Consider the following 11,951-nt stretch of genomic DNA (forward strand, 5'->3'; position numbering starts at 1 on the left):
CCTTACGATAATGTTATTTCGACGGCGACTCACTTTATATTAAAAAAATATAAGCATGACGGTGTGATTTATGGTGAGAATGACGAAGACAGAAGGATGATTGTGACCCCATGAGTGAAAATACAAAACTAGAAAAAAGTGAAAACCATAAAAGTAGATTATCTAAAACAATACAATCGATTCCGCCTTCAGGGATTCGCCGCTATTTTGATTTGGCTTCGTCCATGGAGGATGTGATCTCGCTGGGAGTCGGAGAACCTGATTTTGTCACGGCTTGGAATGTGCGTGAAGCGAGTATCTATTCGATGGAACGTGGGTTTACCACCTATACATCCAACAGTGGATTACCAGAACTCCGTAAAGAAATAGCTAGGTATTTAGTAGAACAGTTTCAGGTTGAATATGATCCAGCAAAAGAGGTTGTCGTTACAGTAGGAGCAAGTGAAGCGATAGATATTGCATTAAGAGCCATATTGGATCCTGGTGACGAGGTTTTAGTTGTTGAACCCTGTTATGTTTCTTATGATCCTGTGATTCGTTTAGCGGGAGGAGTTCCTGTCCCTATACATACGAGCCAAAGTAATCAGTTTAAGGTTACAGCAGAAGCCATTACGGAGAAAATTACAGAGAAAACAAAAGCGATTATTTTTTGTTTTCCCAATAACCCAACAGGCTCAACCATGAATCGTGCAGATTTAGAGAAGATTGCTAAGGTTCTAATTGAGCATGATCTGATTGTCATTTCTGATGAAATTTATGCTGAATTAACCTATGACTATAAGCATGTCAGTATTGCAGAGCTTCCTCAGATGCAAGAAAGAACCATTCTGATCTCTGGTTTTTCTAAAGCATTTGCTATGACAGGCTGGCGGATTGGTTATGCCTGTGGCCCGCAGGACATTATTCAAGCGATGATCAAAATTCATCAGTATACGATGCTCTGTGCCCCAATTATGGGACAAAAAGCGGCATTAGAAGCTTTAAAGAATGGAATGAATGAGAAAGACAAAATGGTGGAGAGCTATAAGCAACGCAGAAATTACGTTGTCAAAGCCTTTCAAGATATCGGCTTAGAGTGTCATCAGCCTGAGGGGGCTTTTTATGCCTTTCCTTCAGTTAAAAACACAGGCTTTTCATCTGAAGAATTTACGGAAAGACTAATTGTCGAAGAGAAGGTAGCTGTCGTTCCGGGAAGTGTATTCGGAGAAAGTGGTATCGGATATATTCGCTGTTCCTATGCGACATCCCTTGACTCTTTGAAACGAGCGATTGAAAGAATGGGGAATTTCCTACAGCGTCATAAATAATAGAATAAAGCTAGGATTGGTAGTAACAGATAAAGGGGAGAGAATGAGAATGAAAAATATAATTAAAAAAACATGTCTATTGTTATTTGTTTGCCTATTTATTGTGGGGAATATGAATCCATCCACTGCATTTGCACAAGAAACCAAGGCATTCCATTACGTCGCTCTTGGAGATTCAATTACTGTGGGATTTGAACCTGGAATGAATCTTAACACCGTACCTTATGGCTTTGTTGAACGAATCTATGAACAGGCTCTATATAACGGACGAGCGGATTATGCGAATTACGGAGTAGGTGGTATGACAAGCACGGGACTCATAAACTATCTGCAAGCGATGAAGGATGGTAAAGCCGTGACAACTGAGGAGATTCAACCTAAACTAGTTCAAATTGATCCTCGGCTTGAAGAGCGTATTAAACAAATGAATACAGTGCAAAGCAAGATTAAGGAAGCTGATTTGATCACTGTGACTATCGGTGGAAATGATATTCGTGACCTACCAGAGGTTTACAAACAAAAAACAAAAACGGAATTTGAAGAGATTGTCAAAACTAGATTAGGACAAATTGATCAAAATGTGAGAGCGAGTTTAGCTATTTTGTTTGAATTAAACCCTAAGGCGACGATCGTTTTAGCAGATCAGTACCAGCCTTATCCCCATATTGCAAACATGACCGATAAGGTCTTGTTTGACACCTTAAACGAGATGAGGCTGCAATATCATTCAGAATTTCAAAAGATAGTGAAAGAATACCAAACAGAGAGTAAGAAGCTTCTGCTAGCTCCTGTGGGAGAGGCGTTTGTAGGAAATGAAATCTTGTATACTCATATTCTTAGAAAAGTACCAGATATCCATCCAAACCAGAATGGTTATGAAGCGATTGCTAGAGTGATTGCAGAAACTGTATGGGGAGAATACAAACAACCGAGCTTTACGGATCCAATCGCTATTATTGTAGGTGGGGCTGAATTAGATATAAAAGACAAGCCGGTTCTAATCAATGGGAGAACCTATCTTCCTATTCGAGAATATGCTGAACAACTAGGAGCAAAAGTGGAGTGGGAGGGAAAAACAAAATCAGCTAAGATTTCGTATGAAGACCGTTTAGCTACCTTTACCTCTCAGGCAGTATTGCGTACAGAAGATGTAGCAACATCGAAATTCGATGGGAATATCCTACTCTATAACTCGAAAACCTATGTTTCCTTACGAGCTGTTGCTGAAGAATTAGGCTTTGATGTCATTTATATAGCAAAGAGTAAGACAGCGTATATTAATAAATAGAATGACAATGAAATAGAAATAGCTTGGCATCATGCCAAGCTATTTTTTTTGTAGCTCTTTCATTAATTTTTTTAACTCTAGCATTTCCTGCTTGATATGAGCCAAATCTTTCTCTGTCTGTGTAGCTCTGCCATTTTTCCTTCATGCTCTTGTTCAAGCTTCTCTACCTTCTCTACATTTCCAACAATCACCCCAACAAATAAATTGAAAATAACAAAGGTTCCAACAAGAATGAAAGCGACAAAATAGAGCCAAGCCCACGGGGCTTCTACTAATAGAGGACGCATGACACCGCTAGCCCATGATTCTAGTGTGACGACTTGAAAAAGGGTTAACAATGTAGAATGAAGAGAACCAAAGTATTCTGGAGCAATATGAGCAAATAACATCGTTCCTAAGACCGCAAAGATATAGAATAAAAGTCCAAGAAGTAAGGAAATATTACCAAGTGCAGGGATGGTTAATAATAAGGCGTTCACAATTTTTCTTAGTGATGGGATAACTGAAATGGCTCTGAGTACACGTAAGACCCTAAGTATCCGTAAGACTGTAATGAAATGGGCTCCGACAAATAGATGTCCACTTAAAACAATAATGAAATCGAACACATTCCAACTATCTTTAAAGAAAGTAAGAGTTGGCTTGGTAGCTATTAAACGTAATATAATTTCAATAGTAAATAACCATAGAAGAATGATATCGGCCCAATGAAACCATAGACCGTACTGATCATGGAGGTAGGGATACGTTTCTAGCCCAACAAGGATGGCGTTAATTAAAATAAGGGTAATAATAATTGTAGAAAATAGTTTATGCTCAATAATCTTTAAAATCATGTTCATTCCTCCATTTTTATAAAAACAAGCACAATCTTGATTTTACTATCACTTAACCATTTGATCAAATGAAATAATACTGATATGTTTGTATTAATAAAAAATATTATCTGAAGATGAAAGGAATTACTTCACACATGAATACAACAGAACAACTTCAACCTAAATTCGTCAAGGAATCCAGAGCGGTAAAATCAAGTTATGTCCTTCCTCCCGATACAAATAATTACCGTACTCTGTTTGGAGGCAAATTGATGGCTTATATTGATGATATTGCTGCGATATCAGCCATCCGACATGCGCGGAAACAAGTTGTTACAGCTTCGACGGATTCAGTAGATTTTTTACATCCAATTAAAGAAGGTCAGTCCGTTTGCTTGGAATCCTTTGTCACTTGGACACATAAGACTTCGATGGAGGTCTTTGTGAAAGTGATTGCTGAAGAGCTATTAACAGGTGACCGAAAAATATGTGCAACGTCCTTTCTTACTTTCGTTGCCTTGGGGGAGGATGGGATTCCTGCACCAGTACCGAAAGTAATTCCTGAATCACCAGAGGAAATTGAATTACACAATACGGCGCCAAGAAGAGCTGAGGCGAGAAGAATTAGAAGAATTGAAAGCCAAAAATTTGCACAAGAATTCGGGGTAAAGAAACCTTGGGAATAATGTAAGAGAGGAGAAATTTATGAAGATCGTATCTATTGAACCAACACCAAGCCCAAATACCATGAAGTTGACTCTAGATGAGAGCTTGCCAGAAGGTCAAAGGCATGTATACTCCTTGGAAAATAGAGAATCGTCTTCAGAGATGATCCGCCGTATTTTAGATGTTTCTGGAGTGAAAAGTGTTTTTCATGTAGCGGATTTTATGGCAGTCGAAAGAAAAGCCAAAGGGGACTGGAGTTTGATCCTAGCAGAAATCAGGACGATCTTTGGAGAGCATTCTTCTATTGATTCGCTAAGTGTAAAAGAAGTCCCCCCTGATTCTTTTGGTGAAATTCAAGTATATGTTCAAGAATTTAAAGGGATTCCAATGCAGCTTAAACTTATGATAGACCATGAGGAGCGGAGAGTAGGTTTGCCTGAACGCTTTTTGCAGGCGGTATCCAAAATACAGAGCTATTCTACAAACCTTATCATCGAAAGAAGTTGGATTGAGCAAGGAAAGCGATATGGAGATGTAGAAAAAGTGATGGAGGAACTTGTTGAGGAGTATTCTGCTGCTTACCCTGGGGAAAGATTAGAGCAATTGATCTCTCAAGTAGTGCAGGATAAGGGTGGACAGAGAGTGAAAAAAATAGAATGGACTCTCGCTGAGATTTCTGAAAAAATGGAGGATCAAGATTGGCGTATCCGTTATGCAGCACTTCAGCAGATGAAACCAACAGAAGGGACTTTAAAAGTACTGGAAAGAGCTATTAAGGACTCAAACGTTTCTATTCGACGCTTAGCTACGGCGTATTTAGGGATGATTGAATCACCCAAGGCATTGCCCTCTCTTTACGTTATGTTAGAGGATGCATCGGCAGTGATCAGAAGAACGGCGGGTGATGCGATATCTGACTTAGGTCAGCCAGAGGCGATTCCAGAAATGATTAAGGCTTTAAAGGATAAGAATAAGCTCGTTCGTTGGAGAGCGGCTAGATTTTTATATGAGGTGGGGGATGAGTCTGCTCTTGCATTCTTGAAGGAAGCGCAGAATGACTCTGAATTCGAAGTGCAGCTCCAAATCTCAATGGCAATTGAAAGAATTGAACGTGGAGAAGAGGCGAGTGGGACCATCTGGCAACAAATGACCAATACATTTCGGGAGAATGAATCATGAGACTGATAAGCATAGAATCTATTGAACCAGGACAAATTCTTGGAAAGAGTATCTATACAAGTGAAGGGCGTTCCTTGCTCCAATCTGGTGTATCTCTCACTCCTTCGATGATCAACACGCTCCGAAGATTGGGAGTGACCATGATCTATATTAGTGAAAAAGAGTTTGAAGATGTGAAGCTCGAAGATGTAGTATCTGATGAAACTCGGAGAACGGCGCTGAAAAATATTTCTGAAGTCATGCAAAAAGCTCAAAGTGGAAAAGATTTTGACAGCAAATCGATTCAACAAACAACCGGGGCTATTGTAGATGAGATTCTTCGCAATAAACACGTGCTTCTCCATTTATCAGATGTGAAAACAAAGGATAATTTTTTATTTATCCACTCCATAAATGTATGCATCATGTCTGTGTTAATAGGCGCTAATATGAATTTATCAGCCACTCATTTAAAGGAGCTAGCCATAGGTGCTTTATTACATGACCTTGGCAAAACTGTTTCGAATAACACGGAAAATAATACGGCTAAAAAAGCTACTAATGAGAATGGGGAGCACACATGGACAGGCTTTAATTTGCTACGAAAAAAACATGAAATCAGCTTAGCTTCAGCTCACGTGGCTTTACAGCATCATGAGTATATTAATGGAACTGGGAGTCCACGAGGATTGGAAGGGGAGCAGATTCATCTTTTTGCCAAGATTGTTGCTGTGGCTAATTATTTTGACCATCTTATCTCAGATGTTCCTGACGGGTCTGCGATGCCTCCGTTTGAAGCGAGCGAGTATATTATGGGCTTTACTAATATACAATTTGATCATGAAGTCGTGATTCAATTCCTGCGTTCTATTGCTTTATATCCAACAGGCTCTTCAGTGAAACTGAGTACAGGTGATATTGGAGTGGTTGTAGGGCAACATAAGGGACTTCCTTCACGCCCTATTGTCAGAGTCATAAAAAAAGAAAACAGCAAAAAGGAAAGAAAATATGCTTATCATGATCATGAAGTGATTGAAATTGATTTGGCAAAGGATACAACTATTTTTATCACCAGTACATTAAAGTTATAAGCAAGTACTAAAAATAGGGTAAGCAGAAAGGAGGAAGAGCATGGATAAGGAACAAATCATAAACAAACTACAAGCGCAAGGTTTAAATGATATTATTGAATTAATAGAAGATGCTGAAGCTGGGTATCTTGAGGAGCTGGAGCTTGTTGAATCGATCGGATTATTGTTTGATGAAGAACTTAATCAATCTGTTTTACACTTACTTACCGAATTAGGTGTTAAGCTTATTTACGTGACCGATGATGATGAGTTTGAAGAGGAGGAAGACTAAGAGAAAGAGTAAGGTTACCCAGTAACCTTACTCTGTTGGCTTCTCCGCTGCTCATTATGAATAGACAGAAAGGATTTCAGATGAAAAAGTATACTCTTCTAATAGATATGGACTCAGTTACGGTTGACCTAATGAGTAAGTGGTTTAAGCGTTACAACGAAGATTATCAAGATCAACTACTTATTAATGAAATTACCAATTGGGATGCAGATCTTTTTGTAAAGCCTGAATGTGGAAAAAAAATATATTATTATCTTTCAGAGCCGGGATTTTATCGTGACCTACAACCGCTTCCTCATGCTATTGAAGTTCTTAAGAGGTTGGCTTTGGAATATACAATATTTATAGTGACAACAAGCCCCAAAAACGCTTTGATTGATAAAGTGGAGTGGGTGGAGGAGCATTTGCCGTTCATTGGGTCAAGCCAGATCATTTTTACCCATCACAAAGCTCAGGTGAAAGGAGACCTACTTTTCGACGATGCACCTCATAATTTGATTTCATTTCAAAAATCGGGAGGGATTGCTGTGGCGATGGATTATCCCTATAATCAAAAGGTTAACTGTAATAGAGTATCAGATTGGTTAGAGTTTGAATCTTCTCTAAAGAAATGGTTACCTCATGAAAAAGGATAACAAGCTAGACGTAGTGATTGTTGGCAGTGGAATTGCAGGTATCACAGCATTGATTTGGTGTAGACAGCTAGGGCTTAACGCTTTGCTCATTGAGAGAAAGCATAAAATAGGTGGTCAGCTGCACTTAGTTCATAATCGCATCAAGGATTTTCCCGGAGTAAATGGTCTGACGGGGAAGGAGTGGGTCGAACAGTTAGAGGATCAAATGCACGAAAACAAAGATTATATTTTGTTTGGTCAAGAGGTTATTCGTGTTGAGGTTCTAGAGAAGGAGGGCGTCATCATTCATTATCGTTCTCCTACAGATCGTAAGCATCAAGGCATTGGTTCTGTTCTCTATTCCTCTAAGCTTATCATGGCTACTGGTGTTCAAGATCGTAAACTGCATGTTCCTGGTGAAGAAAGAATAAGTCCACTGTCTACATCAAAAGACAGCTATCTCTTTAAAGACAAAAGAGTGCTCATCATTGGAGGAGGAGATCGTGCCCTTGAAGGAGCAAATCGTCTAAAGAATCTGGCTGAAAAAGTCATATTGGTTCATCGACATAATCGCTTCAAAGCGAGAAAAGAGTATCTTGAAGCGGTTCGTGGGCATGAGCGTATAGATATTTGTACTCACACTATAGTAGAGAGTTTTCATAGTAAAGAGGATAAGAAAAAAGTGTTACTTAGAAATTTAGAAAGTAATAGACTTGAAAAGGTTGAAGTGGACCATGTCTTGATTCGCATTGGGATCGTTCCTAATATTTCTTTAGTTCGTGATATTGTAAACTGTACGGACACCCATATTAAAGTAGATCGATATGGGCAAACAACCTGTGCTGACATCTATGCCATTGGAGATATAACGAACATTGCTGCATACTCTAGTATTAGTAAATGCGTTGGTGAAGGAATGGTAGTAGCGAAGCATATATGGATGCGCTTACATAATGAAATCGCTTTGTGAAGCGGTTGCTAGAAGATAGCGAAAAGAATCTTTTTCTGTTTTAAGAAAAAAGATTCTTTTTCTTTTTTTTCAAAAAAATTCGGATATTTATAAAAAAAATGTTGTAATCATTCGTTAAACATACTATAATCAATCTATATTAATAACATGTTAGGAAATGTAACATCGAAAGGAAGGTAATGTTCATGGGAGCTGGAGTAGCATTAGAAACCAAAGTAGATCAAATTAGAGAGATTATTGCTGAAAAGAGTGTAGAACTATTACACCTACAATTTGTTGACATCGAGGGTACATTAAAGCACATCACTGTAACGACAGAACAGTTTGAGGATGTGATCGAAGGAAGATGATGTTTGATGGATCTTCAATCACTGGATTCTCGCCAATTAACAAGTCAGACTTATATCTACAACCTGATTTGAACTCATTTGCTGTATTACCTTGGACTGTAGAAGAAGGGTATTCTGAAGCACGTTTTCTTTGTTCGGTAAAAAATCCTGATGGAACTCTTTATGAGGGAGATCCTAGGAACGTTCTTCAAAAAACCGTAGATAAGGCAGCTGACAAGGGATATTCTATTAGTGTAGGTCCTGAGCTTGAATTCTTCTTGTTTCAAACTGACGAAGAAGGAAATCCTACAGTAAAAACCCATGATAATGCAGGCTATTTTGCTCCATCACCTGCTGACCTTGGAGAAAAGGTTCGTTTAGAAATCTATCGTGCCCTAAAGGCGATGGGCTTTACTATTGAAGCTTCTCATCATGAAGTTGCTGAAGGACAGCACGAAATTAACTTTAAATATGCAGATATTTTAGGTTCTGCTGACAATGCCACTACATATAAGTGGGTCGTAAAAACAATTGCCAAAAAATTCGGATTACACGCTTCGTTTATGCCGAAACCGATTTTCGGTATTAATGGTTCTGGAATGCATGTAAATATTTCCTTATTTAAAAATGGAGAAAATGTGTTCTATGATCCACAAGGAGATTTGCAACTTTCTTCAACCGCATATCAATTTATTGGAGGTTTAATGAAATACATTAAATCATTCACAGCCATTACCAACCCGCTTGTTAACTCCTACAAGCGTTTGGTACCAGGATACGAGGCGCCTTGCTACATTGCTTGGTCTGCATCTAATCGTTCTGCTTTGATTCGTATCCCTGCAAAGAAGGGAATGGCTACTCGTGTGGAGATTCGTTGTCCTGATCCATCTGCTAATCCGTATTTAGCGTTTGCTGCTGTTGCTACTGCAGGAATGATGGGGATGGAAGAGAACCTAACTCCAGTGGATTCAGTCAACGAGGATATCTTCCATATGAATGATGCGGAAAGAAAAGAACGAGGAATTGAAAACTTGCCTGGAAGCCTTGAATTGGCAGTGGCAGAATTAGAAGCGGGTACAATTGGACAAGAGGTACTTGGAGATCATGTCTTTGGAGAATTTGTAGCTCTGAAGAAAGCTGAGTGGGATAGCTATCGTACAGCTGTTCATTCTTGGGAATTAGAAACGTATCAAACAAAGTTTTAAGAGATCTTTTAATGGGTTTTAGTGCGTAAGCAAAATAAATGTTTTATATAAAGGTATATCTCAACGCGTAGGAACTACACTGAGATATACCTTTTAATTTTAACCGAATAATTAAGCTTCCTTTATAAAAGGGGATAGGCGACATTCACAATAGAACCTCTTCTTAATAGAAAATTAACTAAATAATAACAGATTATCTTCTCTAAAATTGTCGCACTATATAGTGTAAGGGGGGATTAATCAAATGAAAAAAACAGCAATTACATTATCAGTAGCTACATTACTCATGGGAGGTCTTATTGGTTGTGGACCTGGAAATACAGTAGGTAATCAAGCTCTCAACAATGAGAACATGCGTGATGTGAACTATGGTGTGGCTAGGGGTTACAATACTGGTTATACAGCTTTGACTGATGATCCAGAAGGAGCTACTCCTGTTGAACCTGGAGGAACAGAAGATCCTGTTGAACCTGGTGGAGCAGATCCAGGAGGAGCAGATCCAGGTGAAGGTGAAGGTGAAGTTGAAGTAGGGGATGAAACGATTCCTGAAGGAACAGTAGGTGACGAGGAAACCCCAATTGATACTCCTATTACTGAAACTGAAGAAGGCGAAACTGAGGAAACTGGTGACGAAGAAGGGACTCCTGGAGAAGGAACTCCTGAGGAAGGAACTCCTGAGGAAGGAACTCCAGAAGCGGGAACCCCAGAGCAAGAGTTCCAAAGCTCATTTAAGGATGTCGGGCGAAACAACACTCATGCCAGAGATATTGAGTGGGCGAAAGATAACAACGTCATAAGTGGTCACCCAGATGGTACTTATAGGCCTTCAGAAGCAGTAACCAGAGCACAGATTGCAACCATTATTCGTAATGTAGTTGAAAAGGGTGTTTTAGATAGAACAGAAACTCAGTAATAATACTGTGAGATCAGCTCTATAAATAAAACACAAATTGCTTTTTTCATTCTCCTCTTCCCCTTTATACCTACGGTATAAAGGGGTTTTTCAGGATTGACTTGCAATAAACTATTCTTTTTGATAAAAATTCCATAAAAATTGCTGGAATATTCTTTCAGAGGGTGTTAATTTCCGATGACGAGATGTCACAAATCCGACTGTTCGTGTCACAATGGGATCACTAATCCGAACATTAGCTGTTTCAAGAGGTCCTTGAACCTTCAGTGCAACATTTGGCAGAAGTCCTACCCCTAATCCAGCGGCGACAAGCCCTCTGATCGTATCCGTTTCTTCTCCTTCAAATGCGATCTCCGGGATAAATCCTGCCTTATCACAGGCATCAATGACTATATTCCGCAAAGTAAAACCCGTTCTAAACATTACAAAAAGTTCATTTTCTAATTCATTTAACAGGATACTTTCTTTATGGGCTAGTGGATGATCTGGAGGAAGAATTGCCATAATTTCCTCGGTAAATAAGATATGCCCTTCCACTTCTGGATGATCAATTGGTACAGGAGAAACCAAGGCGATATCAATTTCTCCTTTTATGAGGTCATCGATTAATTCATTCACTTTTCCTTGGCTTAACTGAAAGCGAACATTGGGATGCTCCTTACGAAAAGCTGCCACTACATTGGGGAGAGTAAAAGCGGCTAAACTGTGAGGAAAACCGATTCTAATCTCACCTATTTCAGGATCGATATATTCACTTACTTCTTGAATGGCTCCATCAATTTCTAAAATAGCTGCTTCTACTCTTTGTAGAAAGATTTGTCCAATGGGTGTTAATATCACATTTCTTCCTTTGCGGATGAAAAGCTGAACATTTAGCTCTTTTTCTAAATTAGCAATTTGTCGGCTGATCGCAGATTGGGCGATATGTAATTTGTCAGCGGCTTGTGTTAAGTGTTCTCCTTTGGCTACTTCAATAAAATATTTGATTTGTCTTAGTTCCATTTTGTCTTCTCCTGCCTTCCACTTCTATGGAGTTCATAAAATTATTTATTTCTGTTTGCCTTATTGTTCTCAATTTGAGAATGATTATATCTAAATAATATATTAGAAAGATGATCATCTGTCACATATAATATTAAGAAAGATAGGCAAACTCATCAAGGAGATGGTTTATACAATGATTAGTCAACTTTCTTGGAAAGTTGGGGGACAGCAAGGAGAAGGTATTGAAAGTACTGGAGAAATATTTTCTGTTGCCCTTAACCGTTTAGGATATTATCTATATGGCTACCGTCACTTTTCTTCCCGAATTAAGGGAGGT

At 38.9% G+C, this 11,951-nt stretch carries 12 protein-coding genes and 2 pseudogenes; 12 read left to right on the plus strand and 2 right to left on the minus strand.

Features of this window, described 5'->3' with window-relative positions:
- The 3 genes and pseudogenes from JCM10596_RS30645 to JCM10596_RS22190 all read left to right on the plus strand — a co-directional run.
- Positions 1-114: pseudogene (locus JCM10596_RS30645) on the plus strand (Lrp/AsnC family transcriptional regulator); the annotation flags it as partial.
- Positions 111-1,307, plus strand: coding sequence for an aminotransferase (locus JCM10596_RS22185; protein ID WP_025028983.1), 1,197 nt, complete (start codon positions 111-113; stop codon positions 1,305-1,307). The pseudogene JCM10596_RS30645 and the gene JCM10596_RS22185, both read left to right, overlap by 4 nt.
- A 49-nt stretch (positions 1,308-1,356) precedes the next feature.
- Entirely contained in the window at positions 1,357-2,595 is a 1,239-nt protein-coding gene (locus JCM10596_RS22190; protein WP_025028984.1) for an SGNH/GDSL hydrolase family protein, read from the plus strand.
- A 77-nt stretch (positions 2,596-2,672) separates the two neighbouring features.
- Here the strand turns inward: JCM10596_RS22190 and JCM10596_RS27065 are convergent, their stop codons facing one another.
- Positions 2,673-3,431, minus strand: coding sequence for an ion transporter (locus JCM10596_RS27065; protein ID WP_369345689.1), 759 nt, complete (start codon positions 3,429-3,431; stop codon positions 2,673-2,675).
- A gap of 137 nt (positions 3,432-3,568) precedes the next feature.
- Here JCM10596_RS27065 and JCM10596_RS22200 point away from each other — a divergent pair, with 137 nt between their 5' ends.
- From JCM10596_RS22200 to JCM10596_RS22235, 8 genes and pseudogenes are all read left to right on the plus strand, one after another.
- Positions 3,569-4,099: an acyl-CoA thioesterase gene (locus JCM10596_RS22200; protein ID WP_025028985.1), complete on the plus strand. Its 531-nt coding sequence runs from the start codon at positions 3,569-3,571 to the stop codon at positions 4,097-4,099.
- A gap of 19 nt (positions 4,100-4,118) precedes the next feature.
- Positions 4,119-5,258 (plus strand): conserved virulence factor C family protein, encoded by a 1,140-nt coding sequence (locus tag JCM10596_RS22205; protein WP_025028986.1) that lies wholly within the window; start codon positions 4,119-4,121, stop codon positions 5,256-5,258.
- The gene (locus JCM10596_RS22210) at positions 5,255-6,328 is read left to right on the plus strand and encodes an HD-GYP domain-containing protein (protein ID WP_025028987.1); all 1,074 of its coding nucleotides are present in this window, start codon (positions 5,255-5,257) and stop codon (positions 6,326-6,328) included. Before JCM10596_RS22205 ends, JCM10596_RS22210 begins: the two co-directional genes overlap by 4 nt.
- A gap of 40 nt (positions 6,329-6,368) precedes the next feature.
- On the plus strand, positions 6,369-6,599 hold the full coding sequence (locus JCM10596_RS27070; protein ID WP_034682088.1) for a hypothetical protein: 231 nt from the start codon (positions 6,369-6,371) through the stop codon (positions 6,597-6,599).
- A gap of 80 nt (positions 6,600-6,679) precedes the next feature.
- Complete coding sequence (locus JCM10596_RS22220) at positions 6,680-7,234, plus strand: 5' nucleotidase, NT5C type (RefSeq protein WP_025028988.1); 555 nt, start codon at positions 6,680-6,682, stop codon at positions 7,232-7,234.
- Positions 7,221-8,183 (plus strand): NAD(P)/FAD-dependent oxidoreductase, encoded by a 963-nt coding sequence (locus JCM10596_RS22225; protein ID WP_025028989.1) that lies wholly within the window; start codon positions 7,221-7,223, stop codon positions 8,181-8,183. Before JCM10596_RS22220 ends, JCM10596_RS22225 begins: the two co-directional genes overlap by 14 nt.
- A gap of 179 nt (positions 8,184-8,362) precedes the next feature.
- Positions 8,363-9,717: pseudogene (gene glnA, locus JCM10596_RS27075) on the plus strand (type I glutamate--ammonia ligase).
- 244 nt (positions 9,718-9,961) lie between these two features.
- Positions 9,962-10,630, plus strand: coding sequence for an S-layer homology domain-containing protein (locus JCM10596_RS22235; RefSeq protein WP_025028990.1), 669 nt, complete (start codon positions 9,962-9,964; stop codon positions 10,628-10,630).
- A gap of 111 nt (positions 10,631-10,741) precedes the next feature.
- Here JCM10596_RS22235 and gltC read toward each other — a convergent pair whose 3' ends face one another.
- Positions 10,742-11,632 carry a glutamate biosynthesis transcriptional regulator GltC gene (gene gltC / locus JCM10596_RS22240; protein WP_025028991.1) on the minus strand — a complete coding sequence of 297 codons (891 nt, stop codon included), beginning with the start codon at positions 11,630-11,632 and terminating at the stop codon, positions 10,742-10,744.
- A gap of 175 nt (positions 11,633-11,807) precedes the next feature.
- Between gltC and JCM10596_RS28980 the strand changes: the two genes are divergently transcribed.
- The coding region (locus tag JCM10596_RS28980) for a 2-oxoacid:acceptor oxidoreductase family protein (protein WP_148302691.1) at positions 11,808-11,951 on the plus strand (144 nt) is incomplete at its 3' end.

Source organism: Caldalkalibacillus mannanilyticus JCM 10596 (assembly GCF_000615945.1).
In the GTDB taxonomy this organism is placed as follows: Bacteria; Bacillota; Bacilli; order Caldalkalibacillales; family JCM-10596; genus Bacillus_AT; species Bacillus_AT mannanilyticus.